The organism is Phycisphaeraceae bacterium (assembly GCA_019636675.1).
GTDB lineage: Bacteria > Planctomycetota > Phycisphaerae > Phycisphaerales > UBA1924 > JAHBXC01.
Window position 1 is genome coordinate 974,567 of record JAHBXC010000001.1, and the last position, 24,662, is coordinate 999,228.

The 24,662-nt window shown below is 70.6% G+C and carries 31 protein-coding genes; 20 read left to right on the forward strand and 11 right to left on the reverse strand.

The genetic code is table 11. The features are described from left to right. Positions 1-11 precede the first annotated feature (11 nt). The 6 genes from KF684_04160 to KF684_04185 all read right to left on the reverse strand — a co-directional run bounded on the left by KF684_04160 (position 12) and on the right by KF684_04185 (position 4,710). Entirely contained in the window at positions 12-539 is a 528-nt protein-coding gene (locus KF684_04160; GenBank protein ID MBX3352103.1) for a hypothetical protein, read from the reverse strand. Then, positions 536-2,341, reverse strand: coding sequence for a hypothetical protein (locus tag KF684_04165; GenBank protein ID MBX3352104.1), 1,806 nt, complete (start codon positions 2,339-2,341; stop codon positions 536-538). Before KF684_04165 ends, KF684_04160 begins: the two co-directional genes overlap by 4 nt. Beyond that, positions 2,338-3,207, reverse strand: a complete 870-nt coding sequence (locus KF684_04170; GenBank protein MBX3352105.1) for a hypothetical protein — start codon at positions 3,205-3,207, stop codon at positions 2,338-2,340. Before KF684_04170 ends, KF684_04165 begins: the two co-directional genes overlap by 4 nt. Next, positions 3,207-3,608 (reverse strand): hypothetical protein, encoded by a 402-nt coding sequence (locus tag KF684_04175; protein ID MBX3352106.1) that lies wholly within the window; start codon positions 3,606-3,608, stop codon positions 3,207-3,209. The genes KF684_04170 and KF684_04175 overlap by 1 nt, the downstream gene beginning before the upstream one ends. A gap of 122 nt (positions 3,609-3,730) precedes the next feature. Next, the gene (locus tag KF684_04180) at positions 3,731-4,084 is read right to left on the reverse strand and encodes a hypothetical protein (GenBank protein ID MBX3352107.1); all 354 of its coding nucleotides are present in this window, start codon (positions 4,082-4,084) and stop codon (positions 3,731-3,733) included. Beyond that, entirely contained in the window at positions 4,081-4,710 is a 630-nt protein-coding gene (locus KF684_04185) for a helix-turn-helix domain-containing protein (protein ID MBX3352108.1), read from the reverse strand. Before KF684_04185 ends, KF684_04180 begins: the two co-directional genes overlap by 4 nt. 291 nt (positions 4,711-5,001) lie before the next feature. Here KF684_04185 and KF684_04190 point away from each other — a divergent pair, with 291 nt between their 5' ends. The 15 genes from KF684_04190 (at position 5,002) to KF684_04260 (ending at position 15,626) form a co-directional block, all read left to right on the forward strand. Then, positions 5,002-5,466: a hypothetical protein gene (locus tag KF684_04190; GenBank protein MBX3352109.1), complete on the forward strand. Its 465-nt coding sequence runs from the start codon at positions 5,002-5,004 to the stop codon at positions 5,464-5,466. Next, complete coding sequence (locus tag KF684_04195; protein MBX3352110.1) at positions 5,463-6,368, forward strand: DUF3102 domain-containing protein; 906 nt, start codon at positions 5,463-5,465, stop codon at positions 6,366-6,368. The genes KF684_04190 and KF684_04195 overlap by 4 nt, the downstream gene beginning before the upstream one ends. Then, entirely contained in the window at positions 6,365-6,871 is a 507-nt protein-coding gene (locus tag KF684_04200; GenBank protein ID MBX3352111.1) for a hypothetical protein, read from the forward strand. Before KF684_04195 ends, KF684_04200 begins: the two co-directional genes overlap by 4 nt. Continuing rightward, positions 6,871-7,287, forward strand: coding sequence for a carbon storage regulator (locus tag KF684_04205; protein ID MBX3352112.1), 417 nt, complete (start codon positions 6,871-6,873; stop codon positions 7,285-7,287). Before KF684_04200 ends, KF684_04205 begins: the two co-directional genes overlap by 1 nt. A gap of 85 nt (positions 7,288-7,372) precedes the next feature. Beyond that, positions 7,373-9,148, forward strand: a complete 1,776-nt coding sequence (locus tag KF684_04210; protein MBX3352113.1) for a transposase family protein — start codon at positions 7,373-7,375, stop codon at positions 9,146-9,148. Continuing rightward, positions 9,145-9,462 (forward strand): hypothetical protein, encoded by a 318-nt coding sequence (locus tag KF684_04215; protein ID MBX3352114.1) that lies wholly within the window; start codon positions 9,145-9,147, stop codon positions 9,460-9,462. The genes KF684_04210 and KF684_04215 overlap by 4 nt, the downstream gene beginning before the upstream one ends. An 11-nt stretch (positions 9,463-9,473) precedes the next feature. After that, positions 9,474-10,796, forward strand: coding sequence for an AAA family ATPase (locus KF684_04220; GenBank protein ID MBX3352115.1), 1,323 nt, complete (start codon positions 9,474-9,476; stop codon positions 10,794-10,796). 1 nt (position 10,797) lies between these two features. Beyond that, positions 10,798-11,433, forward strand: a complete 636-nt coding sequence (locus KF684_04225; GenBank protein MBX3352116.1) for a hypothetical protein — start codon at positions 10,798-10,800, stop codon at positions 11,431-11,433. Next, on the forward strand, positions 11,430-11,888 hold the full coding sequence (locus KF684_04230) for a hypothetical protein (protein MBX3352117.1): 459 nt from the start codon (positions 11,430-11,432) through the stop codon (positions 11,886-11,888). Before KF684_04225 ends, KF684_04230 begins: the two co-directional genes overlap by 4 nt. 203 nt (positions 11,889-12,091) lie before the next feature. Next, positions 12,092-13,081, forward strand: a complete 990-nt coding sequence (locus KF684_04235; protein ID MBX3352118.1) for a DNA adenine methylase — start codon at positions 12,092-12,094, stop codon at positions 13,079-13,081. Between the two features lie 18 nt (positions 13,082-13,099). Then, positions 13,100-13,996, forward strand: coding sequence for a hypothetical protein (locus tag KF684_04240; GenBank protein MBX3352119.1), 897 nt, complete (start codon positions 13,100-13,102; stop codon positions 13,994-13,996). Beyond that, positions 13,993-14,232: a hypothetical protein gene (locus tag KF684_04245; GenBank protein MBX3352120.1), complete on the forward strand. Its 240-nt coding sequence runs from the start codon at positions 13,993-13,995 to the stop codon at positions 14,230-14,232. The genes KF684_04240 and KF684_04245 overlap by 4 nt, the downstream gene beginning before the upstream one ends. A 229-nt stretch (positions 14,233-14,461) precedes the next feature. Then, complete coding sequence (locus tag KF684_04250; protein MBX3352121.1) at positions 14,462-14,731, forward strand: hypothetical protein; 270 nt, start codon at positions 14,462-14,464, stop codon at positions 14,729-14,731. After that, positions 14,728-15,018: a hypothetical protein gene (locus KF684_04255; GenBank protein MBX3352122.1), complete on the forward strand. Its 291-nt coding sequence runs from the start codon at positions 14,728-14,730 to the stop codon at positions 15,016-15,018. Before KF684_04250 ends, KF684_04255 begins: the two co-directional genes overlap by 4 nt. Next, positions 15,015-15,626: a hypothetical protein gene (locus KF684_04260; protein ID MBX3352123.1), complete on the forward strand. Its 612-nt coding sequence runs from the start codon at positions 15,015-15,017 to the stop codon at positions 15,624-15,626. Before KF684_04255 ends, KF684_04260 begins: the two co-directional genes overlap by 4 nt. A 95-nt stretch (positions 15,627-15,721) precedes the next feature. Here the strand turns inward: KF684_04260 and KF684_04265 are convergent, their stop codons facing one another. Then, a complete protein-coding gene (locus KF684_04265; protein MBX3352124.1) occupies positions 15,722-16,228 on the reverse strand; it encodes a hypothetical protein in 507 nt (168 codons plus the stop codon). Positions 16,229-16,263: 35 nt separating this feature from the next. On the opposite strand from KF684_04265, the gene KF684_04270 reads away from it, so the two are divergent. The 4 genes from KF684_04270 (at position 16,264) to KF684_04285 (ending at position 19,030) form a co-directional block, all read left to right on the forward strand. Continuing rightward, entirely contained in the window at positions 16,264-16,560 is a 297-nt protein-coding gene (locus KF684_04270) for a hypothetical protein (protein ID MBX3352125.1), read from the forward strand. After that, a complete protein-coding gene (locus KF684_04275; GenBank protein MBX3352126.1) occupies positions 16,557-17,141 on the forward strand; it encodes a DUF1643 domain-containing protein in 585 nt (194 codons plus the stop codon). The genes KF684_04270 and KF684_04275 overlap by 4 nt, the downstream gene beginning before the upstream one ends. Beyond that, on the forward strand, positions 17,138-17,710 hold the full coding sequence (locus tag KF684_04280) for a hypothetical protein (GenBank protein MBX3352127.1): 573 nt from the start codon (positions 17,138-17,140) through the stop codon (positions 17,708-17,710). The genes KF684_04275 and KF684_04280 overlap by 4 nt, the downstream gene beginning before the upstream one ends. Before the next feature lie 126 nt (positions 17,711-17,836). Further along, complete coding sequence (locus KF684_04285) at positions 17,837-19,030, forward strand: DUF58 domain-containing protein (GenBank protein MBX3352128.1); 1,194 nt, start codon at positions 17,837-17,839, stop codon at positions 19,028-19,030. Between the two features lie 215 nt (positions 19,031-19,245). Here KF684_04285 and KF684_04290 read toward each other — a convergent pair whose 3' ends face one another. Then, positions 19,246-19,659 (reverse strand): Hsp20/alpha crystallin family protein, encoded by a 414-nt coding sequence (locus tag KF684_04290; GenBank protein ID MBX3352129.1) that lies wholly within the window; start codon positions 19,657-19,659, stop codon positions 19,246-19,248. A gap of 124 nt (positions 19,660-19,783) precedes the next feature. Beyond that, the gene (locus KF684_04295) at positions 19,784-20,236 is read right to left on the reverse strand and encodes an Hsp20/alpha crystallin family protein (protein MBX3352130.1); all 453 of its coding nucleotides are present in this window, start codon (positions 20,234-20,236) and stop codon (positions 19,784-19,786) included. A gap of 394 nt (positions 20,237-20,630) precedes the next feature. Here KF684_04295 and KF684_04300 point away from each other — a divergent pair, with 394 nt between their 5' ends. Further along, entirely contained in the window at positions 20,631-22,679 is a 2,049-nt protein-coding gene (locus tag KF684_04300; GenBank protein ID MBX3352131.1) for a S9 family peptidase, read from the forward strand. A 64-nt stretch (positions 22,680-22,743) separates the two neighbouring features. Here the strand turns inward: KF684_04300 and KF684_04305 are convergent, their stop codons facing one another. After that, entirely contained in the window at positions 22,744-23,880 is a 1,137-nt protein-coding gene (locus KF684_04305) for an FAD-dependent monooxygenase (GenBank protein MBX3352132.1), read from the reverse strand. After that, a complete protein-coding gene (locus KF684_04310; protein MBX3352133.1) occupies positions 23,877-24,611 on the reverse strand; it encodes a methyltransferase domain-containing protein in 735 nt (244 codons plus the stop codon). Before KF684_04310 ends, KF684_04305 begins: the two co-directional genes overlap by 4 nt. Between the last annotated feature and the right edge of the window lie 51 nt (positions 24,612-24,662).

The following is a 24,662-nucleotide window of genomic DNA, read 5'->3' on the forward strand; positions in this document are numbered from 1 at the left end:
GAGGCGGGCGGTCAGGCGGCGGTGAACTCGGTGACGGCGATGCGGGGCTCGCAGCGCTGCGCGCCGTGCTTCGTGCCGGCGGGCGTGCGAACTTCGGTGACGAGCCCGCACTTCTTGGCGGTGGCGGCGAGGATCTCGGCGACGGCGCCGGCGCTCTCGGCGAGCTCCTCGCGTCCGGCCTTGCGCTTGCGCTGTTCCTTCACGGCGTTCGCGCCCTGCAGCATCCAGTTGGCGATCTTCTTCGGGCCGATCTGCGCGGCGACGATCTCGGCGAGGGTGACCTCGACCTGCTCAGCAACCTTGGCCTTGACGACCGCGTCGGCGGAGACGATGACCTCGCCCTCGATGCGCAGCGTGACCGCGCCCGAGTGCGAACCCTGGGGGCAGCGGGCGTCCTTGCCCTCGAGGCCCTTCGTCAGCTGCTTGCCAGCGCTCTCGACGAGCTTGGCGAGCAGAGCCCGGTGCTCGTTGGGCAGGGATTCGACATCGATGGTGGCGACCGAGGTGGTCGCGGAAATGCTCTTGATTGCCGTGCTCATACTGAAAGTCCTCCGTCGTCGGTTGGGTCGGTTTCCCAGACCGCCTCGAGCGCCCAGAACTGGGACTCGACGCAGTCGTCTTTGATGCGCACGGGCCGAGCGCCCGCGCCCTTGAGGTCGATGTCCACGAGTGCGCTGGCGCCGCCGTAGCTGGGCAGTGCGCCCTTGCTCTCGGTCTCGGCGTAGCGCGTCAGCTCGGAGAAGTGCACGCCCGCCCAGCCGCGCCCCTGCGCGGCGTGCGAGGGCAGCGCCAGGCGGTCGTCGGCGAGCAGCTCGCAGTAGCGCTGCACATGCGTCGCCTTCGCCTGGGCCGTCATGGCGCGCGCCGACGAGGTGTACCCCTCGCCCTCGGCCCAGTCCGCCAGGTCCTTGGCCTGGTAGGCCTCGAACGCCATCGCGGGCTGCCCATAGAGGCGCTCGACGACGCGGATCAGCTTGCGGATGGCGCTCCCGAACCCGCGCGGGATGGCGACCAGGGCGAGCGTGAGCACGATGCGCGGGTCGCGCTCGTACTCCGCCAGCGTCTCGTCGTGTTCGTCGGTCAGCGACTGGCCGATGCGCGACTCGTCGACGCCCACGCCCACGACCGACACCACGGTGCGGTCGCCGCGCAGCACGCCCATCGAGCGGTCGAGCCCGAGCCCGATGGCCAGCCCGTGCCCGCGGAACATCCGGCGCAAAGCCTTGAAGTCCGCCCGGGAGGTGAAGTCCCCGCTCCAGCCGGGACGCTGGTGGCGGCACAGCAGCGGCGACCACGGCGTGTTGCACGCCCGGCGCAGGAGCGCGGCGTCGAACACGCTCTCGCCCCCGGTCGTGGCGAGGTTCAGGTGGTTGCGTCGGAAGCTCGGCCCGGGCATGCGGGCGGCGAGCGAGCGGAGCTTGAGGGCGTCGATCCACGGGGCCAGGTTGCCCTCGCACGCGTGGTCGATGTCCTGGTAGTGCACATGGCTCACGGCGATCATCGCGTCGCCCTGCGCGCCGCCGGTGGCGGCGGCGAGCTTGCCGTCGCGCGTCATCCGGTCCAGCACGCCCCCCTCTTCGCCCTGGGTGGAGTCGACTATGGTCACGCCGCACCAGGAGTCCAGCGTCGAGCCGCTGCGCCCGTCGAACGATCCGGTGCTCGGCGCGGCGTGGAGCTCGGTGCGCAGGTAGACGCTGAGCTTGCCGCCGTAGGACGACGCCTCTTCGCTCGTGACCAGGCGGATGACCGAGCCGTTGCCGAAGCGCACCTCGCCATCGGTGATCGTGACATCCAGCGCGTTGGCGGCGGCCCACCACCGCGCCGGCTCGCCCGCCTTTGCGGCGGGCTTCCAGCGGAACCGGCGCGCCTCCTTGCGCTGGCGCGGGTCGCCGCGCAGCGCGAACGACGGCGAGTTGCGGATCGTCTGCAGCACCCAGAAAAACGCGGTGTCCTCGGCCTGGTGCTCGGCGTTCGCCTCGACCACGCAGACCTGGTTGGGGTACACCAGGCACCGCGCGACGGTGTAGTACCCCGCCCACTGCGTCTTCCCGTGGCGGCGGGGCCACGAGAGAATCCAGGTCGCGGAGGTCAGGCGACCGCGCGCGTCCAGCAGCATCAATGGGGTCAGTTCCGCGCGCTGCCAGTCGAGGGCGACGAGCGGCGTGTTGGAGGCCGAATCGGCGCTCGGGGCGGTGAAGTGCCCCTCGGCGAACTCGAAGAACTCGTCGGCGGTGAAGTGGCGCGCGAGCACCGACGCCTCGGCGGCGAGCGCCTGCGCCGCCGGGTCGTTCTGGACAGCGACCTCGAGCGCCCGCTCCATCGTCTGCACGGGGCGGGTCACGCGTCACCGTCCTTGCCGGCGATTCCGGGGGTTCCGGGGGTCTTGCGGTCGCGGAGGATGCCCAGCAGCTCGTCGCGCAGGTCGGGCCGGTGCTCGAAGACCTCGGCGAAGCCTTCCTCGAGCTCGGCGAGGGCCTGCTCGTAGGCGCGTTCGTCCTTGGGCCGCTGGCGGTCGAACTCGATGGCGACCTTGGCGAAGCGGCTGACGGCGGAGAGGAACTTGTGCTTGTTCTCGAGGGCGTCGTCGGTGGCGTCGCTCACGATGCGGTTCGCGCGGAGCATGAGGTTGTTGGCCATCACGATGGCCAGGCCCGCGACGCTGCGCGAGCCGCACCGCTGGAGCATGTCGCCGGCGATGGCGATGTGCTCTTCCATCTCGCGCAGCGACTGGGCCGCGCGGCGGTAGTCCTTGGAGATCACATCGTGGTTCAGGAGGACGGGGTTGCCCCCCACCTCGTTCCGCTTGGCGGCGGCTTTGGTCTTCGCGTGGTCGCGGACCTTCTCGTAGATCGCCTGGCGCCGGCGGATGAAGTCCTGTGCGCGGGCCACGCCGTCGCCGGGGTTGTCCTCCTGGGCCTTGCGCTGGGCCCAGTCCAGGTCGGCCTCGAGCTTCTCGCGCAGGTCGGGGTGCGTGGTCTCGACGAGCACCCGGCGCGAGATGTCGGCGTACTCGACCGACCCGTCGAAGTAGGCGCTGCGCACCCACGCGCGGAGCGCGTCGGGCAGCTGATCGATCTTGCTGAAAGAGCGGCGGCGCGCGAGACGCCCGACCTCGGCGGCCTTGGCCGCGGCGCTCTTGGGCGCAGCCTTCTTCGCCGATTTGCGTGAGGGCGCCTTCTTCGCGTGTGCCTTCTTTTTCGCGGGCATCACACGCCCCCGATCAGGCTGAGGATGTTGGCGACCGAGCCGGCGCCGCTGACCAGCGCGATGAGCGCGGCGGCGATGAGCGCGATGCGCTTCTCGCTCTTGGTCAGTCGCTCACCCTGGGCATCAAGCCGTTCGCCCTGGGCCTCGAGGTCCTTGCGCGTGGGGCGCTCCTCGAGGCGGACGATGCGTTCGGCGTGGCTGGCGAGGGTGCCGTCGATCCGGTCGAGCTTCGCGCTCAGGCCCTCGACCGAGCGGTTGAGGTGTCGGATCGAGGTGGAGAGCTCGCCCATGTCGCGGGCGAGGCGCTGCTCGGCCTCGTGGACAGCGGTCGAACCCCCGGGGGCGCCAGAGGTCCGGCGGGGCCCGTCTCCGTGGCCCGTGTTGTGCGTCCCCTGCGACATCGCCGGCCCTCTGGGTGGTCCGGGCTCCCGCGCACCGCTCCGATGGCGCGCGAGAGCACCGGCCCATTATCGGGCCGAGACTACCATCCACAGAAGATGATGTCAAGTTTCTAGGCCGGTCACTAGGACTTGCGTGCAATATCCTTGAGCAAACCGATCATTTCGCTCCGCGCGAGCGAGGCCTCTCTCTGGCGACGCTGGGTGTCAACCCGCATCGCGTGGAGGTGATCTTCGACATAAAAGATCATCGCGACGAGACCCGGAACGAGGCCCGTCGCGAGGTAGGCGGCGATTCCCACGATGATCGCAAGGGTTCCATCGGCGAGAAGGTACCACTCGCCGTGTTCCTGGCGCAGGCGATCGCTGAGCCCGCTCGTAAACACTCCCCATCCGGCGAGCATGCCCACGACCGTAGCCAGGATCAGGCCGATGGCCGCCATTCCGCCGACTGCATACCGGGCTAGTTCACGGATCATTTGCCGCCTCCTTTAGCCCGACGATTCGGCTGGCTGGCCTCTGTCGCTGGCTGGTCGGGATAGACATCAACCTCACGATGCACCTGCTCGTAGTAGCCCTCTCGCTGAACGGGCGGCTCGACGATGGTCAGGCGCTGCGCGGGTACGCGGGCTTCGTTCTCGATCTGCTTCTCAATGGAGGCGATGACCGCACGAGCCCGCTCCCAGGTCGCGTCCCCGCGCTCAACCGCCTCGCGCACCCGCTGCATCGCTTCCAGGAGCGGACCGCGCAGGTAGGCGTCCTCAGCGTCCGCCTTGCGTCGGGCGAGGTCCGCGAGCTGATCGCTGCTCATGGTTTCAAGAAGCCCGGCAAGGTCGCTCGCGGCGGCGCCGCCGACCTCGACCGACAGCGCCAGCGCGGTCGCCGACTGTGGGCCTTCGCCCATCAACAGCCAGTGGGCGGAGACATCGAAAGCGACGCAGATTTTCACGAGCTCGTCGATGCTGGGCCGGGAGATGCCCCGCTCCCAGTTCCCCCACTGCCCGCCCGACGCACCGATCCGAGTAGCCGCGTCCCCCTGAGAGAGGGCGGAACCCTCGCGCAGATTCTTCAGTCGGGTCCGGAAATCCGAAGATTCTGTGGGCATTTCTATTGACACTCTACCAACTATGTCGTAGATTCTGGGCAATGCAAACCCTTTGCAACAATCACCCGGACGATTCTACCCCGCGGCTCACCGAAGCACAACGGAAAATCTACGCAAAGGGCGTTCTTCCCCGGACGATCGCCCGCCGCACGGGGCTCAGCGATGCCTGCGTGTCCCGCACGCTCCGCGGCCTGAGCCGCAACCCCGTGGCCCAGAAGCGCATCGCTGACGCCGTTGGGATGTCTCCCCGACAGCTCTTCGGGCGACTGGCCTTGGAGAAGGGGGGACGCCATGCCGCGTGAAACCGCTCCGGCGAAGCCGGAAACGCCCATGGCGCTTCGCATCCTCGACGACCTGCTCGAGGGCCACCTGCTCATCTACCCGGCCAAGCTCCACGCCCGTCACGGGGGCAAGCGCGAGGCCTGGTATAAGTGCTGCGCCATGATGGCCCGGGCCGGGTGGCTGGCCGACACCGCCGCCGGCGGCGACAAGGCCTACCGCGCCGGCCCCAAGTGCTGGGCCATCGGCGACGCCACCCTCAACGGCCTCGAGCGCGAGCACGACCTGATCGTGGACGCCATCCACGAGGTCGGCCAGTCGCTCCGCGCCATGCGCCGGGCCCGCGCCGAAGCCCTCCGCAAGCGCGAGGCCGCGACCCAGCCCGAGCTGCCCATCGATCGCAAATGCGTCAGCGCTGACGCATTTGACCCTGACAAGTCCCAGACCGAACCCCAAACGCAAGGAGTCGCGTTGTGACGCAGATCGCCCACGACGGGGCCGAGGTTGTCCTCGACCCGAGCAAGAAGCAGATCGCACCCGCGGGTCGCCTGACCGCCGAAGAGCGCGAGTACAGCGAGACGCAGCGCCTCCTCGCCCCCTTCGACCCCGGGGTGCCGTGGGACCAGGGCGGACGCATCCTGACCGAGCAGACCGTCCGGCTCAACGCCAGCGTGGTCGCCGAGGGGTGCGTCCAGATCGGGCGATCCCTTATCTATGCCAAGGGCCAGCTCGCGCACGGCGAGTGGATGCCCTGGCTGGAAGAGCAGGGCATCGACGCCCGCCACGCGCAGCGCATGATGCTCCTGGCCGCGCGGTTCGCCGACTTCCCCGCGCTCGCCAACCTCAGCAGGACGAAGGCGGTGGCGCTGCTGGGGATGAGCGACGACCAGCTGCAGCAGCTCAACGACGGGAGCGTGGTGGACACGCTGCGCCTGGACGCCATCGAGAAGATGAGCGCCCGCGAGCTGCAGGCCGAGATCAAGCGCCTCAAGAAGCGCGAGGAGAAGGGCAAGGAGCAGCTCGCCAAGAAGGACGAACGCATCGAGCAGCTCGAGGCGGAGCGCGACGCGGCGCGGGGGCTCTCGCTCAACGCCGACGACCGCCTGCTCGCGCTGCTCGGACGGCTCAAGCTCGACCTCGAGGATTTCGAGCGGCTGATCCGCGAGACGCGCGACGGCGAGAGCGCCACGCGCATCTGGGCGCACGCCTTCAGCGCGCTGCGCGAAATCCGCGACGCCAACCTCGACCTCATCTCCCTGGGCGCGCTCTTCGCCGCCGGCGCCGCCGAGAACACGGAAGAGGAGGACATCCTCGAGCGCGCCGAACAGCTCGCGGACGACGACGAGTTCGCCGAGGCGAGCACCGGGGGTGCGCGATGACCGACACGCGCGCACACGACGCCGCGATCCGACGCGCCGCCAAGGCCCTGCGCGAGCAGCGCCGTTGTCCGCATCTCAACGAGTGCCCGTACTGTGGCAAGGCCAATGTCGCGCACCGGGGCTACGGCAACGGCGACATGTTCGAGGTGCTGAAGGACTACGAGTGCAACCTCTGTGGGGGCCGGTGGGAACTCCGCTTCCAACTCAAGCACTGCATCCTCAACGGTAGAGATCCCTTCGTCGGCCAGAACTGGGAGAGCGTCGGTCTGCACGAGTGGGCCGGCGATTGCTCCGCGCCTTCCGCCGACGATCTGCGCGAGGCCGTCCGCCGACTCTGCCACGCCGCCGATAGGGCGATGGAAGCGCTCCGCTGGGCCAAGGGCATGGGCATCGTGGCTGAAGCTCGCCACAAGCTGCAGCTCGCCTTGGACTACGCGTCCAAGGTTCTCTCCGCGTCCTCTGCGCCCTCTGCGGTGAATCCCTCTCACAAGGGAGGCGCGTGATGCTCGTCATGACCCGCCGCGAGCACGAGGCCATCGTGCTGCGCATCGACGGCGCGCCCGTCGTGATCCAGGTCACCCGCATCGCGGGCGACCGCATCCGTCTGGGCATCACCGCCCCGTCCTCCATCGCCGTCAACCGCGCCGAGGTCGAGCTCGACCTCATCGAGCAGGCCGCCGAGCAGACGCCCCTCGTGGTCACCACGCCCGAGGACGCCGAGACGGTGCGCACGCTGGCGCGCAGCCGCGAGATGCTGACCGCCATCGCCAACACCAGCGACTACGGCGTCGCCCTCCGCGCCCGCGAGCTGTTGGCCCGCCTGTTTGGCGGCAAGTGCAGCGCCCAGCCCCTTTCCCCCTCCGCGCCCTCTGCGCCCTCCGCGGTGAACGCTCTCTCTCTTCCCCCCGCGCACGCCTGACCCCCGTGCGCGCGGGACGCCGCCGACAGGCGACGCCCCCGCGTTCCAGGACGGAACCCGTTTCACCCCTCACCCGAGGAAGCCCATGCCCCGACTCGACACCACCAGGCGCGACGCCGCCATCGTGCGACTGCGAGAGCAGCACCCGAACGAGTCGCTCTCGCGGCTGCGCGAGCGGCTGGTGCGCGAGGACGAATCGTGGGCCGTCAGCGTGGGGCAGATCTCCAAGATCCTCACCGCGCGGGGCGAGCGCAGCCGCGCCCCGCGCAGCGACGCGGGCCGCGCCCGTGCGCGCGTGCTCTCCGAGCAGCAGCTCGCGATGGTCGTCGCCCTGGTCACCGGGCTCGCCGGCAGGGCGTGCCAGCGCGACGCCACCGCCGCGATCGACGCGCCAGGAAAAACCGTCACCGTGGCGAAGGTGCCCGTCGAAACTGCCCTGCGCGAGCTGGAGCACCGCGGCCTCATCCCCCAGGGCGTCAAGCCCTCGTGGGTCTACGCGCGCCTCAAGGAGCGCAACATCGCCCTGCGCGGCGCGAGCGCCGAGCGCAACGGCCCCAGCGTCGTGCGCAGGTTCAACGCGCGACGCGCGGGCGCCCGCTTCCAGTTCGATGGTACCCCGCTGGGCTCTTTCTATGTCGACGCGAGCGGGGACTTCACCTACCTCCCCGACACCGACAAGAAGGCGGCAGCAAAGGCGTCGGACAAGGCGCGGGCCCATGTGCTCGCGTGGGTCGACGATCACTCGCGCTGCTGCAGGCTCTCCCTCTACGACGGCGAAACCGCGCGCAATGTGATCGAGAGCGCGCGCGAGGTGTTCTGTCGCAGCGACGACCCCCAGCGCCCGCTCTCGGGCATACCGACCGTGGTCTACGCGGACAACGGCTCGGGCCTCAACTCCGCGCTGGCCCGCCGCATGCTGCGCGCGTTCGGGGTGACGCTGGTCACGCACCGCCCCCGCGCCGCGTGGGGCAAAGGCAAGGTGGAGGCGCTCTTCCGCCGGACCAACGGCTACCAGGAGTTGATGCGCGGGCACCGTCCGCGCTCCTTCGTCGAGGCCCGCGAGCTGCTGCGCTCCATCGAGGTCGAGCTGAACAACTCGCCGATGGAGGCCCTCGCCGGCGCCACGCCGATCGAGGCGTGGATGGCCAGCGCGCAGGAGCAGCTGGCGCGCGGTGAGTGGCGGTTCGCGGCGCCGGATGAATCGCTCTGGCGTGAGCTGCGCCTGACGCGCTACGACGGGGTGCGGGTGCAGCGCGAGGGGTGCTGCCTGCAGATCGCCGGCGAGCGCATCGCGCTCCCGCTTGTCCGCCCCTACATCGACTGGATCGGCCAGCGCGTGAGCGTCCTGCTCGACACGCCAGCCGGTCAGCGCGCCGCGACGGGCGAGTCGGTGGTCGTGCTCGCCCCGAGCGGGCGCGAGCGCTACGAGCTGCCACGCGTGCCTCCCGAGATCCACGCGTCGCTGACCTCGCTCAGCGTCCCCGTCACCGCCGCCGACGAGCTCGCCGCCGCGGCGCGCATCCAGGCCCACGCCATCGCCGAGCACGACCGCGCCACCGGCGCGCGTCCGGGCGAGTGGATCGGCTCGAAGGGCCGACGCGCCACGCTCGCCCCCGGTGGCGTCATCGTGCGCCCCGACCTGGCCGAGCCCGACGCCGACAACGGCGGGGGCGGCGGCGCACGCGTCGTGGAAACCGTCGACGCCCACGCCGTCAAGCGTGCGCTGCTCGAGGTGGGGCTGCTCCACGGGTCCGACCTCTTCGACCGGGTCATGGCGGGCCGCGACCGCGTGTCGCGCCGCGAGCTCGACCACGCCCTCGAGACGGGCGAGGCCCTCGAGCAGCGCGAGGAGGCGGCATGAAGCCCACCCTCTCGCCCCAGGAGGCCGAGCAGGTGCGCGGCGTGATGGACGCGCACCGCGCCGTGCTGCTGTGCACCGACGCGATGCGCACCTTCGGCACGCTGACGCGCGTGGTTCAGTGCGACACGGCGGAGCACCTGGTCGAGGCCATGCGCATCAGCGGCGACTTCGCCGACAACGCCGAGAAGATCGTCGATCGGTACCGCGTGGCGTGCGCCGCGCTGCGCGAGCGGTCCAACGCGCTGAGCGACCGCGGGCTCCACTATCGGGGGCTGAGCGACGAGGGCAAGGCCCTGCTGGTGGTGCGCCGATGAGACGCGACCAGATGGGCCCCCGCCGCAACCTGTGGCTTCTGACGCGCCACGCGCGCCTCGCCGGCGGCGTCACGCTCTCTCGCATCCAGCGGCTGTGCGGCGACCCGTTCAAGGGCTGCAGCAAGACCCGCCTCAACGACTTCGCCTCGGGCAACCTGCGCGCGCTCACGCCCGTGCAGCTGGACGCGCTGCTCGACACGCTCGACGCGCTGCGCCTGCGCGCCGCGGACTTCGGCGCCGAAGAGGGCGACTGGCTGTCGCCCCTGGCGGTGCGCGTCGAGCGCCGCTGCTCGAACCTGCCCCAGAACGGGCGCATGTTGCCCGACGCGATCCGCGGCGGGCCCGTGGTCGCCGCGCCCGGCGCCGCCCCGCGCCACCCCACGCACGCGCGGCGGTTCGACGCATCACTCAACACACGCACCGGGCTGGACGCCTGGAAGAGGAGCACACGCATGCCGCTGACCGACGACACGCTCGCCCACTTCGGTCTGCCCCCGGGCGCCGACCCCTTCGCCGCGCCGCGCGGGGTGAGCGACCTCTACCAGACCTCCGACTTCCAAGCCAAGGAGCGCCAGCTGCGCAGCGCGCTGGCGCGCGGCGGCTACTGCCTGGTCAAGGGCCCCAGTGGCGTGGGCAAGAGCATGCTCGCGCACGCCGCCCTCGAGAAGCTGAGCAAGGAGCGGCGCCTGATCGTGTGCCGGGTGATGGCGCCGGACACCCGCCGCGTCAGCGAGTACTCGATCATCTACGCGCTCATCGACGACATCCGGCGCTCGCTCAAGCTCGACATCACGATCCCCACCAGCGTCGAACGCGCGATGCGTCGCCTGCGCGAGGTGGTCGAGATCGCGGGCGAACGCGACGCGATGCCCGTCCTCTACATCGAGGAGGGCCACGGCGTGCCCGACGCGATCCTCAAGTTCCTCAAGCGCATCAGGGAGGCCCTGCAGGACGGCTGGGCGGAGCGCCTGCCCGTGCTGCTCGTCGGCCAGGACGACGCGAGCGCCAGCGCGACGGGCCGGTCCCTCTCCGACACGCTGCGCGACCCGGACAACCGAGAGGTCGCCCGCCGGCTCACCGTGATCGAGCTGCGCCCGCTGGGCAACGCCCTGGCCCACTATGTGCGGGCGCGCGTGGAGACGGCGGGCGGGAAGCTCGAGCGGGTCTTTGACGACGACTGGACCTCGGCGGTGCGTCGCGCGCTCAAGGCCGACCACCTGGTGCCCCAGGCCGTCGAGCACCTGCTGAGCCGCGCGATGGTGCTGGCGCACGAGCTGGCCGACGCGAAGGTCGGCGCGCGCCACATCGACGACGCGGCGCAGAGGGGGGTGTGAGATGAGGCGAGCCGCCGTCGAAGACCTGGTCGAGGCCGTCGCCGCCGTGACGGGCGTGCCCGAGAGCGAGCTGCTCGGGCCCGGACGCCGCAAGGCCGACGCCCTGCTCGCGCGTGAGGGGCTGGTCTGGCTGCTCGTGCACGCCCGGGGCATGTACGAGACGCAGGCCGCCGACGCGATCGCCGTCTCGTTCCGCACGGTCGACGCCACCATCAACCGCCTGCGCCAGGAGAGCGACACGCGCGGCGGGCGCAAGGTCGCGGTCGACGCGGGCGCGTGGCTGATGGTGCGCGGGATCGACGGCTCGCCGAACCGCCCCAGCCCCAACCGCGCCGCCGAGCTCTGCGCTGTTTTGGCCCAGGAGCACGAGGGTTCGGTCCGTCGGGCGGGGAGACACGGCGCGGCGTGGTCGATCGGGCGCAAGGCGTGGATGCTCGCCCTTCTCCGCTCCTGCGACCTGAGCCAGGCCGAGACCGCCCACACGATGGGCTGCCAGCGTTCGAGCGTGCAGGAGTGCCTGCGCCGTTGCATCGATGCGCCCAGCGAGAGCGACAAGGCGGCGATCCGCGTCGCGGAATCCGTCGACGAGGCGCTGCACCGCGAGCGTCTGGCGCACGCGCTGAGGAGGGCGTCATGACCATTGAACGGCTCACGCGCGGGGGCAAGTACCGCGGCTGGATCACCTACCACGCCATGCAGCGGTGCGCGTCGCGCCTCATGCGCGACGCTGCAGCCGCCGCCTGCGCCGACCGGCGCGAGGCCATCGAGCGCGGCGAAGAGTGGATCTGTGACTGGCTCAAGGTCTACGCGGCGCGCGCCATCCTGCAGGGCGTCCCCGAGGACCCCGAGCGGCGCCGCTGGCGCCTCGACGGGATCGTGTTCGTGTTCGGCAACTCGCTGTGCACGCTGGTCACGGTCTACCCCGACGCCCCGCGCGTCGAGGCCCCCAAGCGCGCGGGCAAGCGGTCGCGGCTGCGCCGGCGGATGCGCTGGGCCCGCCGCACGCGCAACGCGTACGAGCGCGACCTGGGCAAGCACGCCAAGCGCCGGGGCGACAAGCGCGACGACGAGCGCTGGGAGGACGCGGCGTGATCGAAGTCGCGCAAACCTTGAGGTTGAACGCCGTCGGCATCCGACAGGTCGTCTCGCAAGAGGAGGGGCGTGCCGGCAGGCCGCGAGGTCATAACCGGCACACGGGATGCGCTAACACCCCGGATTTGTCGCCCCACGCTCGGGACAGCCGCCCCCTGAAGGGGCAGCCCGCATCATCAGGCCGCGAGGGTAAGCGATGACCAGTGCCGACCGCAAACACCCCCAAGGTCCCCTCCCGCAAGCGGGGGATAGACCCCGCCGTCCTCGAGCTCTCGCGCCGGGTCGCGAAGTCGGGGCCCACCCCGACCAAGCGCCCGGGACGGCTCGGGTCGCTCCTTCCGTACTACGGGAGCAAGCGACGCCTGGCCCCGAAGATCGTCCACCAGCTGGGCGAGCATCGGGCCTATTACGAGCTCTGCGCCGGGTCGATGGCGCTCCTGCTCGCCAAGCCGCGTGCCCGCCCCGAGATCGTCGTCGACCTCTACGGCGCGATCGTCAACCTGGCCCGGGTCGTCGCCTCGCCGCGCTGGTGCGACCTGCGCCGCAAGGCGGCGCGGACGCTCATCCACGAATCGGTTTTCAAGGCCGCGGTGCAGCGCGAGCGCGAGATGCTCGACCCCGAGACGGGGCTCTGGCCCGTCGCGCCCTCGAGCGAGGCGCGCGAGATCACCGACGCCCATGTCGACGCGGCGTACCTGACGCTGCTGCTCGGCTGGCAGGGGCGAAGCGGCGTCGCCGGTCGCCCGAACTCTCACTCCTTCGGGGTCCACTGGTCGCCGGGCGCGTCGAACCCCTGGCCCAATGTCGCGCGTTCGATCCGGTTCTGGCATCAGCGCCTCGCCGGCGTGGAGATCCTGCAGCGCGACGCGATCCTCGTGGCGGAGCGCATCCCCGACAAGCCCGGCGTCGCCGTCTACTGCGACCCGCCTTACATCGTCGAGGGCGGGCAGTATCACCACGCCTTCACGCGCGAGCAGCACGAGGGGCTGGCGGCGGCGCTGACCTCCAAGCGCCACGCGCGCGTGGTCGTGTCGTACTTCGACCACCCCTGGCTCGACGAGCTCTACCCGCGCGAGCGCGGGTGGATCAAGCACCCCGTCCCACAGACCAACACCCTCGGTGGCAGCAGCCCCGGCCTGCGCAAGGCCGTGCTGCCCGAGGTCCTTCTGATCAACGGCCCGCTCATTGAGTGAGCGGCAAGGAGAGCACGCATGAACACGAGCACGCACGAATCGAACACCGTCTTTCTTGAGAGACTGCGCGAGGAGAACGCCGGCATCCTCGAGCGCGTGCGCGAGCGCGCGGTCGAGGGCAAGCCCGCCGAGGTCGAGTTGCTCCACGACCTGGGGCGCGTCCTGGATGCGCTGGACGCCGCCATGCGCGAGGCGATCGCCGACGCGCCCGACCCCGCTCTCTACCCCGACGACGAGGGCATCATCGACGACGCCCCGATGCGCATCCTCGCCGACCTTGTCGCGGACCGGACCGCGGCTGGGATCGACGAGCGCAACGACGACGACCCGCTCGCCATCCTCGTGCGCCGCGCCCGCGCCGCGCTCGCGCTCAACGGGATCGCGCGCATCCCCAGCGCCGACGAGCTGTTCGCCACGCGGGGCATCGTCGTGTACTTCACGATCGCCCACGACGGAACTCGTGGCTGGGTCGCCGGCGCGAAGACTCACCACGACAATGTCGAGCTGGCGTATGTGCTCGGGTCGGATGGCTGGTCGATCTGGGGAGGCGAAGGCGACGCCATGTTCTTCACCACCGAGCTCGAGGCCCGCGCCGCGGCGGCGGCGACGCCGCTGCCCGATGAACAGCCCGCGCTCCCCGCGCCCCGCTTCGCCGTGATCCTGGTGCACGACGGCGTGCTTCCGGGGGCCGACGACCTCGCCGGCGACGCGGGCGACCAGGGCGCAGTCACCATCGCCGCGACCTTCGAGCCCAACCCGGTCGACCTCTCCACCTTCCAGGGCGCGCACCGCGCCGCGCTCGACATGCTCCGCTTCGTCGGCGCCGGCTGCGTGATCGACGCGTTTGCGGACGCCTACCCCGCGGACAAGTCCGCCCGGGACTTCGGCGTCGCGCCGGCGGGGGGTGGGGCATGAAGCGCGACAGCAACACCGCCCGCATCGTCCACATCGAGGTCACCGGCGACGACGACTTCGTCGCGTCCGTCGCCGCGAGCGTCGCCCAGATCATCCAGCAGACCCGCACGCCGGCGCCCCCGGAAGCCCCGGCAGCGTGCAGGAAGCGCAAGGCGAAGAGCGCAGGGTCGGGCCTCGCCGTCGCCCGCGCCGCCCAGCCGCGCAGCGTGAAGATCGCGCGAGGGGGTGGGGCATGAACAAGGGCAAGAGGCAATCGGCAATGGGCAATGGGGAGGAGCCCTGTGAGTGCGTGCAGTGCTGCGACGGCGAGCACGCCGGGAGCTGCATGGAGTGCGCTGGCTGGGGCGACCGTATCGACGACGAGGTCCCTGAGGACCAGCACAGCCGCGACTGTGACTATTGCGGGCGCACGGGCGTCTGCCCCGTGTGTCGCGGGGCTTCTTCCCCCTCCGACGGGGGTGGCGCATGAGTCTCTTCGGCCCCAACCTCCACACGCTCGAGCAGGTGCTCGCGGCGATGCCCGTGGTCATCGAGATGACGCAGTCCGTCACGCAGGCCCAGGCCGCCGCCGAGATCGGCGTGCCCTTCGACCAGTACGACGCGCGCGTGCACTACCCGATCTTTCTTCGCCAACGCGCCGTCGAGTTCCTCGACGCCATCCACGCTGGCGTCGAGAAGTCGCCGAAGGGGGAGGACCACGCGGCGTCGGGAGCAGGCGAGGGGGGTGAACCGTGACGACCGCCGCCGCCGCCGTCTTCAACTCGATGGCCCTCGACCTCTACACGCAGGCCTACACGCGCCACCACGGCGCGCCGCCGACCGCGATCGACGAGTACGAGCACATCGTTGAGCCCATCGCGACAGCGCTCGCGTCGGTCTTCGCTTGCGGCGCGGATGTCGGCCCGGCGCTCCGCGGCCCGACGATCTCGATGGTGCGGGATCGACTGGCCCGCCTCCACTCTCCCTCCTCCGCGCCCTCTGCGCCCTCCGCGGTGAATCCCTCCGGCGGGGGTGGCGCATGAGCGAGATCACCCTTCCCCTGCCCATGGCGCAGAAGGTCGCCGAGATCGCCCTCGAGCGGCTGGCGCCGCACACGACGCGTCGGCTCGTGGCGGGCTCGGTGCGTCGCGGCAAGCCCGAGGTCAGCGACATCGACCTGGTCCTCGAGCCGCGCTACGACACGGACCTCGGGGGCCGCTTCGACGGCTGGACGGCGGGGTTCCTCGCGAGCGTCCGCGACTGCGAGCTCTGGACGCTCGACTCGTCGCTGACGCCCACCTCGCGCGGCGTGACCGTCCGCTCGCGCAAGAACCCCGCGCTGAAGATCGAGCTGTGGCTGTGCTTCCCGTGGAACTACGGATGGATCTCGCTGCTGCGCACGGGCCCCTCGGACTTCACCCGCGACCTGGTGACGCTGGTGGGCATGGACCGCCTGGGCTCGGCGCCGGGGGGCGGCTACCGCTTCAAGGACGGGCTGCTGAAGTTCAAGGGCGAGATGGTGCGCTGCCCCCACGAGGAGACGGTGTTTGAGGAGCTGGGGCTCCCCTTCGTCGAGCCCCGCCAGCGCAGCCCGGCGTTCCTTCGGACGCACGAGGAACGCCAGGCGCGGGAATGGAAGGCGATGGCGTGACCCCCTTGACCCCCGACCAGGCCGTGGTATCTTGTGAGCGCCCCCGGAAGGGCGGCGTGATTGCCTTCGGCGATCCGCCGCCTTTTTTCACGCGCTCAGCCCGGCTCCGTCGGGTCGTACCCCTCGGGTATCTCCCCTCGGAAGCTGTCGGCCAGCATGTCCCCCTTGGCCGTCAGCTTCCAGGTGCGGGAACCTCGGTTCGCATCGGTGAGCCGAAGCGCACCCTCGCCCTCGAGCAACTCCACGGCGGCGAAGAGGACCTGGCACCTTCGGCGTCGCGCATCCGGCGTGCCGGGGATATAGCCAGTGATCCCCTTGTCCACTATGAGGGTCTCGTCGTTCATCGAGCTGCTGTGCATGACGCCCTGCATTTTGGAGTTGGCGATCTGGACCAGGAGCCACTTGGCCTCAAGGGGGAACCTCTCCCGCTCTCGGATGCGCCGTGCTCGGGCGCGCAGCCCACGCTCGGCGCCGGCGGCGACCACCGTCAACAACAGCATCGCGGGAACGATGTACCAGACCAGCGAGAGGTCCTGGGTGATCGCCGCCCCCATAGCGGCGAGGATCACCCCCGTCGTCATCCCAAAGAGCACCTTGGTCATGCCCCGAGAGTAACGCCCGGGGCGGGGGGCCGTCCATGAGCACCGACCTCACCCTCATCATCCCGCTGACCTTCAACCCCGACGCCGACCGGCGATCGAGGCGCGTCTTCGAGGACGCCGTCGACTGGTGCTCCGCCCAGACCGACGACCGGCTCTGGTGGCTGCGCCACAAGATCGCATCCCGCCTCGAGCGGGGTTCCTTCGTCGAGGAGCGTCTGTTCCGCCGCGACCCGCGCGAGAACACGGTGTTTCTCATGATCGTGGCGGCGAACCTCCGCGCTCTGCGCGACCACTTCGACGGGGCGGCTCTGCCCCAGGGGAAGGCGGGATGAAGAACAAGCCCCCGACGCCGATGCTCTACCCGCCCGGCGACCGCAGCGATGCGCTCTTCTCGCCTTCCGGTTCGCGCCGCCACTGGCTCACGCGCGCGTGGGGCCCGAAGCCAGACACGACGCGCCTCTGGTGGGTTATGCTCAACCCGAGCTCGGCGGGCGCTGACCGTGACGACCCGACCATCCGCAAGTGCATCGCGTTCGCGCAGCGCTGGGGCTACGGCGGCTTCACCGTCATCAACCTGTTCACCCTCATCGCGACGAGCCCCTCCGAACTCCGCGCCCACACCTGCCCCGAGGACGCTGGCCGCTGGGATTACTGCCCCGTGCAGGACCTCGTCGGCGCTCACCTGGTGGACTTGTGGCGAGGAGCTTGTCGCCCGATGGTCGTCGCCGCGTGGGGGGCGCACGGCGAGCACCTCGAGGCCGGCCCGATGTTCGTCGAGGAGATGGTCGGCTGTCAGCGCCTCAAGCTCAGGGCGCTCCACATGACCAGTAGGGGCCAGCCGGGACACCCCCTCTATCTCCCCCTCGACTCGATCCTCACGCCCTACGCGAGCCCCGCCGAGGACCAGCCATGATCCGCGAGTCCCGCAACAATCAGCTGCGTCAGATCAAGGCGGCCTCGCGCGTGCTCTTCGACACCGACGAGGCCGCGATGCGCGCGTGCTATCTGCAGGTCACCGGGGTCGAGCGCTGCAGGGACATGACCGACGCGCAACTACGCCAGCTGGGCGACTACATGGCCAGGGCGACCGGGCACAAGCCGGGGCGCAAGGTCGCCCTGCGCACCAGCTGCTCCCTCGACCTGGCCGACCGCCTCGCCAAGGCGTCGAGCTGGCCCGTGCCCACGGGCTGGCGTCACCACCCCCTCTGGACGCGGAAGGTGTGGCGCACGCACACCGGGCGCGACACCGCCGTGCCCTTCGAGCACCTGGACACGGGCGACCAGCTCCGCCTGTACAAGGCGACGCTCGCCATCTACCGCAAGTGCGGCGTGCCGCGCGAGGCGGAGGAGCGCGAGCTCGAGGCGACGGGCATCCCCCATTACTACCCCAGGGGCAACCGTCGCGGCGACGCGGGCGTCAGGGTCCGCCCTGCGAAGCCCGCGCCCGATGACTGGGCCGACGACGGCCTGCTCCCTGTGTAGCGCAGACCGCGGCGTCGGGGCCGGATTCCCGGCCCTGTTGCCGACTGTCGCCGGGTGTTATTTCCAAAAACCCCCAACCCCTATCGCGCGAGTGCGCACCCCGCGCCTCCCCCCCTACCCTTCCCCGTGCGTTACGAGTACGGCGAATTCGACGGCGAGCACGGGAAGTTCCTCTCCCCCGATGAGCTGTTCCCGCCGCCGGGCCTGATCGAGCTCTTCCTCGAGTTCGGACAGCAGGCCCTCGACGCGCTCCCTTCGATGGACGAGCACATCCAGGCGCTCCTCCAGGAGATGCTCGCGTCGGGGCTGCTCGAGCGCGACGAGAAGACCGGGCAACTGCGCATCACCCCTCGCATGCTCCGCGGCATGCAGCACAGCGCGTTCCTCGAGATCTTCCGCCAGCTCAAGCCCGGCGTGCGCGACGGGCACGACTCGCCCGACCCCGGGCGCGCCGGCGAGCGCGCCGACGGCACGCGCCCCTACCAGTTCGGCGACCCCCTCTCCGACATCGACGCCAACGCCACGGTGCGCAACGCCCTGCAACGAACGATGCTCGACGCGCGCGACGACGCGGACCGCGCCGCGAGCCCCTTCCCGCTGCGCCTCTCGCTCGACGACCTCGAAGTCCACAACCTCGAGTCGCGCACCGACGCCGCTGTGTGCGTGCTGCTCGACCTCTCGGGCTCGATGGCGCGCTACGGGCGCCACATGGCCGCCAAGCAGGTCGCGATGGGCCTGAGGGGTCTCATCCGGCGGAAGTTCCCCCTCGACAGCGTGGACTTCATCGGCTTCGCGTCGGTGGCGCGCCCGCTGAAGGAGAGCGAGATCCCGCTGGTGATGCCCGAGCCGATCACGACGCACGAGTGGGAAGTGCGCGTGCGCGTGCCGCTGTCGCAGGCCGACCAGACGCACCCCCACATGACGAACCTGCACCACGCGCTGCGCCTGGCCCGCTCGACGCTGATGCGCCGCGGCGCCGCCAACAAGCACGTGTTCATCATCACCGACGGACAGCCGACGGCGCACCTGACCGACACCCCGGCCGGCCCGGGGGGCGAGATCCTGAACCTGATCTATCCCCCGGCGCGCCAAACCGCCGAAGCGACGCTGCGCGAGGCGTTCCTGCTCCACCAGATGGGCGTGCGCTTCTCGAGCTTCGCGCTGATCGAGGAGTACTACACGATGGACTGGATCGGGTTCATCGACCAGCTCACCCGGCTGACCCGCGGCGTGGCGTTCTACTGCACCGCCGGCGACCTGGGCGCCGCAGTGATGGAGAGCTACCTCACCGGGAAGCGCACGAAGAAGGCGCTGCGCTAAAGCGAAAAACAACGCTCCCCAAAAACAACGCTCCCCAGTGGCGTTTCCGCGACCGGGGAGCGGGAGGAAGAGAGGAAACAGGGGAGTTGTTGCCCTCCCGGGGGAGGGCGATCCGCGGGTGTGTGCGGCCGCGGAGAAGTTCGCTGTCAGCCCGTTCTACGAGGGCGAGGCGCGCCGTGTTCGCGCCCCTTCTTCGGGCCGGCGCGGGATTTCTTTCACCCGGCGGACACGGGGATCCGGCGCGGCCTGGCCCGCTCGGACTTGGGCAGGGTGACGGTGAGCACGCCGTTGGCGTAGGTCGCGTTGATCGCGCCGGCGTCGATGTCGCCGTGCACGCGGAAGCGCCGGTGGAAGGAGCCCACGCCGTATTCGACGCGGTGCGCCTCGGCGTTGGGAGCGACGCGCGGCTCGACGCCGGCGTCGACGGTGAGGACGCCGTCCTCGAACGCGACGCTCACCCGCTCAGCCGACGATCCCGGGGCGTCGGCGACGATGCGGTACGCGTTCTCGGTCTCGATCACGTCCACCGTCGGGCGGAAGGTCCACTCGGCGGCGCGAGAGGTCGCGCCGGCGGGCGTCTCGCAGCCGCAGGCGTCGGTCGTGCAGGTCATAGAGGCGTTGCGTGCCATGGTCAGAACTCCAGATCAGGAGCGCGCCGGGCCAGGGCGTTTCAACGGCCCGGTCGCGCGGGGTGTTCGGTCGGGAAGGGATGGGGTGTTCGTTGGTGTTCACTTCGGGCGTTGTGTCCCACGGTTAGTTGGCGGTCACCTGCACGCGCCGCGGCAGGACGGCCTGCGCCTTGGGCATCGTGACGGTGAGGACGCCATCGCGCAGGGTCGCGCTGACGCGCTGGGCGTCGATCTCGACGGGCAGGGCGACGCTGCGCTCGAACGCGCCCGCGGCACGCTCGGTGCGGATGACGCGCTCGTTCTCCTCGCGTCGAGCGACCTCGCGCGAGCCGCGGATCGTCAGCGAATCGGTGGTCGCGAGGACCTCGATGTTGTCCATCGCGACGCCGGGCAGCTCGGCCTCGGCGTAGAGCGCGCCCTCGTCGGACCAGATGTTGAGAGGCGGCGCTCCCCAGCCCTTGTTCGCCAGCGGGGCGAGCGTGACGCCGGCGCGCGGCGTGAGGGTCTCGAAGAGGCGGTCCATCTCCCGGGTCATGCGGGCGAAGGCGTCGTTGGTGAGCATGGTTCGTGCGAGCATTCGTGTCTCTCCTTGCTGGTTCTCAATGGCCGCGGCGCGGGGCGTTTCATCCGCGACGCGACGAGAGGGGAAAGGCAACCGCCGTGCCACGCGGAAAAACCGCCCCCCGGGCCCCGGGAGCCGGTTCGGGCAGAGCCCGCCCGGCGCCGCCCTGACAACCGCGCCATGCCACGCTGCCGCTTTGGCGCCCGACCGGCGACGGCGTTCGATCGTTGTTCGCGCCGAGAACGCAACCGGTCGGGCCCGCGTCCCAAGAATCAACGGAACGGACGCGAGCCGCCCCCCCTGCCGTGGGTGCGTCAATGGCTCGTACACTCCCCATCTCGTGGAATCGTCGTGCCGGCGCCGAGCCGGCCCCGACGCGTCTCTGAAGCCAGCAAGGAGTCTCTTGGATATGACACGACCCCGTCTCTGCCCCGCGCTGCTCACCGCCGCGGCCCTGTCGGTCTCGTTCGCCTCGCCGGCCCTCGCGTTCCAGCCAGTCGAGCCCGCGCCGCTGATCGAGCGCGATGTGCTCTTCGGCAACCCCGATCGCGCCGCGCCGCAGATCAGCCCCGACGGCACGCGCATCGCGTTCCTGGCGCCCTGGGGCGGCGTGCTGAATGTGTGGGTCGGCCCGGCCGACAACCCCGACGCCGCCCGCCCGGTCACGAGCGATCGCGTGCGTGGCATCCGCATCTTCTCGTGGGCGCAGAACAACGACCACATCCTGTTCATGCAGGACAAGGGCGGCGACGAGAACTTCCATGTCTTCGCCGTCGACCTGACCAAAGCCAACGAGATGCGCGACCTGACGCCGTATCCGGGCGCGCGCGCCGCGATCCAGGAGGTCAGCCGCGAGTTCCCCGACGAGATCCTCGTCACCACCAACAACCGCGACCCGCAGGTCTTCGATGTGCACCGCGTCAACATCCGCACCGGCGAGTCGAAGCTCATCGAGCAGAACGACCAGATGTTCGCCGGCTACCTCACCGACGAGCAGTTCCGCGTGCGCATGGCGTCGCGCTTCAACCCCGACGGCGGGATGACCCACTTCCTGCGCGCGCAGAGCAACGAGTGGGAACCCCTCATGACCGTCGCGATGGAGGACGCCAACAGCACCTCGCCCCTTGGCTTCAGCAAGGACGGCAACACGCTGTACCTCACCGACAGCCGCGACAGCAACACCAGTCGCCTCATGGCGTTTGACCTGAAGACCCGCGAGGCGACCGCCATCGCCGCCCACGACAAGGCCGACGTCAGCGGCGCGATCGTCAACCCGATCACGCAGAAGATCGAGGCCGTCTCGTTCAACTACACGCGCAACGAGTGGGAATACCTCGACACCGCGATCGGCGCCGAGTTCGACGCGATCCGCTCCCGCGTCGGCGACGGCGAGATCTCGCTCACGAGCCGCTCGAAGGACGACACGCGCTGGACGATCGCCGTCAGCAAGGACAACGGCCCCGTCCGCTACTACCTCTACGACCGGAAGACCAAGACCCCGACCTTCCTCTTCACCAACAACAAGCGTCTCGAGGGCCTCACGCTCTCCACGATGCACCCCGTCGTGATCCCCTCGCGCGACGGGCTCGAACTCGTCTCCTACCTCACCCTGCCCTCCTGGCTCGACAAGGACAACAACGGCGTGCCCGACAAGGGCTCCATCCCCATGGTCCTGCTCGTCCACGGCGGCCCCTGGGCCCGCGACGCATGGGGCTACAACTCCCAGCACCAGTGGCTCGCCAACCGCGGCTACGCGGTCCTCAGCGTCAACTTCCGCGGGTCCACCGGCTTCGGCAAGGACTTCCTCAACGCCGGCAACCTCGAGTGGGGCAAGAAGATGCACACCGACCTCCTCGACGCCGTCGACTGGGCGGTCGAGCAGGGCGTCGCCCAGCGAGGCAAGGTCGCCATCATGGGCGGGTCCTACGGCGGGTACGCCACCCTCGCCGGGCTCACCTTCACGCCCGATGTCTTCGCTTGCGGCGTGAGCATCGTCGGCCCCTCCAACCTCAACACGCTCCTCAACTCCATCCCGCCCTACTGGGGCCCGATGCGCGAGATCTTCTACAAGCGCATGGGAGACCCCAACACCGACGAGGGGCGCACCCTCCTCGAGGAACGCTCGCCGCTGAACTACGTCGATCGCATCACGCGCCCGCTGCTCATCGGACAGGGCGCCAACGACCCGCGCGTGAAGCAGGCCGAGAGCGACCAGATCGTCCTCGCGATGCAGGAGAAGGACATCCCCGTCACCTACGTGCTCTACCCCGACGAGGGCCACGGCTTCGCCCGCCCCGAGAACCGCATGTCGTTCTTCGCCGTCGCCGAGTCGTTCCTCGCCGAGCACCTCGGCGGGCGCGCCCAGCCGATCACCGAGAAGGACTTCGAGGGATCGACCATCAAGGTCCCCGAGGGCAAGGACGGCGTGAAGGGCCTCTCCGACGCGCTGAAGCGCTGACACGCTGACATCGACACACCCGCACGACCAGACGCCCGCGGCAGACCGCGGGCGTTTCTTGTTTTTACGCCGGCTTCCCCGACAGCGCCCAGAACGCGCGGATCAGCGCGTCCGACGCGCCGGGCGCCTCGAGCAGCGGCCACGCGGCGCGCAGCAGCGAAGGACGCATGAGCACTCCCGCCGCGAGCAGGCACGACGGGCGCCGGATCCGCACCCGCTGCCGGTAGCGGCGCGCGTACTCCCGCTGCGCCCGCGCGATCGACGCGTCGTCGCGCGGGTCGAGGATCTCGCCGAGCGTTGCGCCGCTCCACAGCGCCAGTCCGATGCCCTCGCCCCCCACCGGCTCGACCGCCGCCGCCGCGTTGCCGACCCGGAACGACCTCGGGTTCCCCGGCTCGATGTACGCGCTCCCCGCGACGCCGCAGACGTGCCACGCGCCGACGCGCCGACGATCCGCGAACGCGGGCCAGAGCGCGCGGGTCATCGCGTCGAGCGCCGCGTCTCGCGACCCGTGGGCCGGGTCGTTCACGAACCGCGACACGACCGCGTCTCGCACCGTCATCGCGCAGGTCGCCAGCCCGCGCTCGACGCCGACCGTGCCGAGGTACGCGCCGTCGCACGCGCGCATCCGCACGCCCACGACGGGCTCCCCCGGGGGCGGCGTGTAGTGGCACTTCACGCCCAGCACGCCGACGCGCATCGGCGTCGGCCCGGCCGGGTCGAACCGCCCGGAACCATCGGCGTGCACGACGACGCACGCCGCGATCGGATCGTCGCGCCCGGAGACAAGCACTCGCACGCCTCCGTCGTCATAGTCGACGGCGCGCACGCCGGCCGGCTGCAGCACCTCGACGCCGGCTTCGCTCGCTTTCGTCGCGAGCGCCTGATCCAGCGCGGCGCGGCTCAGCGCCCACGCCGGTCGGGGCGTGGCCCACTCGACTGACCGATCGCCCAGCTCGATGGCGTACAGATTTAGCACGCGCGCGCCGGCGGCGCGAAGCTCCCCCGGCGACAGCAGCGATTCCAGCACGCCCGTCGACGCCGGCGAGACGCACTCGCCGCAGACCTTGACGCGAGGGAACGCCTTGCGTTCGACGAGCGCGACGCGCATGCCGCGACGCGCCAGCGAGATCGCCGCCGCGCACCCGGCGGGGCCCGCGCCGAGGACCGCGGCGTCGTAGGGTGGGCGGCTCGTGGTCACGGAAGACTCCACGCGCCTTGGCGTTCGCCCGACACGACGAATCGCTGCGCGAAGAACATCAGCCGGTGCGTGCAATAGGCGAGCCCGACGCGACGGGCGATGTCGAGCGCCTCGGCGCGGGTGAACCCCGCTTCGACGCTGACACGCGCGTCGTGGCGCACGATCGGGGGCGCCCCCAGCGTCAGCGCTCGCACGCCCACGCGCGCGAAGGGCGACCTCGCCAGATCGTTCCAGACCACGCCCCTCGACGCCAGCCGGTCCATGATGCGCAGCGCCGTCAGAACCTCCAGGTCGTCGAGGTGATGCAGGAACATGCCGGCGTGCGCGTAATCGAACGAACCGGGCGCGTAGTGGTCGGTCAGGCGCAGGGCGTCGCGCAGCTCGAGCGTGACGCCCTCGCGGATCGGCGCCGGCTGGCGGGACAGGTGCTCGCGCGCCAGCTCGAGCGTGGTCTCGTGCGCGTCGATCGCGGTGATACGCAGGTCGTATCCCCTCGACAGCGCCCACGCCCGGGCGGCGATGGGGATATCCGCAGAGCCGGTCGCGACATCCAGCAGCGTGACGGGCCGATCCGTCGGCCATCTCGTGCACCATCGCGACAGGCAGGCGATGAGCGCCCGAGACCCGCCCAGGCGCCTGTTCACGAAGCGGATGAACCGGAGCGCCGAGTCCAGCTCGTCGCGCCGGACGCCGGGGGCGTCCATCAGTTCTGGTGTGCGCACGCGGGGCATGACGGGAGCGTATCCGACGGCGCGTGGCGCCGGGATTCACCCGCCGCCCGC

Coding starts and splice junctions, on each gene's coding strand:
- KF684_04275 (MBX3352126.1), top strand. CDS start 16,557: ATGAAGAACAAGCCCCCGACGCCGATGCTCTACCCGCCCGGCGACCGC.
- KF684_04290 (MBX3352129.1), bottom strand. CDS start 19,659: ATGGCACGCAACGCCTCTATGACCTGCACGACCGACGCCTGCGGCTGC.
- KF684_04240 (MBX3352119.1), top strand. CDS start 13,100: ATGAACACGAGCACGCACGAATCGAACACCGTCTTTCTTGAGAGACTG.
- KF684_04190 (MBX3352109.1), top strand. CDS start 5,002: ATGCCGCGTGAAACCGCTCCGGCGAAGCCGGAAACGCCCATGGCGCTT.
- KF684_04265 (MBX3352124.1), bottom strand. CDS start 16,228: ATGACCAAGGTGCTCTTTGGGATGACGACGGGGGTGATCCTCGCCGCT.
- KF684_04160 (MBX3352103.1), bottom strand. CDS start 539: ATGAGCACGGCAATCAAGAGCATTTCCGCGACCACCTCGGTCGCCACC.
- KF684_04280 (MBX3352127.1), top strand. CDS start 17,138: ATGATCCGCGAGTCCCGCAACAATCAGCTGCGTCAGATCAAGGCGGCC.
- KF684_04185 (MBX3352108.1), bottom strand. CDS start 4,710: ATGCCCACAGAATCTTCGGATTTCCGGACCCGACTGAAGAATCTGCGC.
- KF684_04205 (MBX3352112.1), top strand. CDS start 6,871: ATGCTCGTCATGACCCGCCGCGAGCACGAGGCCATCGTGCTGCGCATC.
- KF684_04300 (MBX3352131.1), top strand. CDS start 20,631: ATGACACGACCCCGTCTCTGCCCCGCGCTGCTCACCGCCGCGGCCCTG.
- KF684_04215 (MBX3352114.1), top strand. CDS start 9,145: ATGAAGCCCACCCTCTCGCCCCAGGAGGCCGAGCAGGTGCGCGGCGTG.
- KF684_04225 (MBX3352116.1), top strand. CDS start 10,798: ATGAGGCGAGCCGCCGTCGAAGACCTGGTCGAGGCCGTCGCCGCCGTG.
- KF684_04310 (MBX3352133.1), bottom strand. CDS start 24,611: ATGCCCCGCGTGCGCACACCAGAACTGATGGACGCCCCCGGCGTCCGG.
- KF684_04250 (MBX3352121.1), top strand. CDS start 14,462: ATGAGTCTCTTCGGCCCCAACCTCCACACGCTCGAGCAGGTGCTCGCG.
- KF684_04270 (MBX3352125.1), top strand. CDS start 16,264: ATGAGCACCGACCTCACCCTCATCATCCCGCTGACCTTCAACCCCGAC.
- KF684_04180 (MBX3352107.1), bottom strand. CDS start 4,084: ATGATCCGTGAACTAGCCCGGTATGCAGTCGGCGGAATGGCGGCCATC.
- KF684_04245 (MBX3352120.1), top strand. CDS start 13,993: ATGAAGCGCGACAGCAACACCGCCCGCATCGTCCACATCGAGGTCACC.
- KF684_04230 (MBX3352117.1), top strand. CDS start 11,430: ATGACCATTGAACGGCTCACGCGCGGGGGCAAGTACCGCGGCTGGATC.
- KF684_04260 (MBX3352123.1), top strand. CDS start 15,015: ATGAGCGAGATCACCCTTCCCCTGCCCATGGCGCAGAAGGTCGCCGAG.
- KF684_04200 (MBX3352111.1), top strand. CDS start 6,365: ATGACCGACACGCGCGCACACGACGCCGCGATCCGACGCGCCGCCAAG.
- KF684_04170 (MBX3352105.1), bottom strand. CDS start 3,207: ATGCCCGCGAAAAAGAAGGCACACGCGAAGAAGGCGCCCTCACGCAAA.
- KF684_04210 (MBX3352113.1), top strand. CDS start 7,373: ATGCCCCGACTCGACACCACCAGGCGCGACGCCGCCATCGTGCGACTG.
- KF684_04295 (MBX3352130.1), bottom strand. CDS start 20,236: ATGCTCGCACGAACCATGCTCACCAACGACGCCTTCGCCCGCATGACC.
- KF684_04175 (MBX3352106.1), bottom strand. CDS start 3,608: ATGTCGCAGGGGACGCACAACACGGGCCACGGAGACGGGCCCCGCCGG.
- KF684_04220 (MBX3352115.1), top strand. CDS start 9,474: ATGGGCCCCCGCCGCAACCTGTGGCTTCTGACGCGCCACGCGCGCCTC.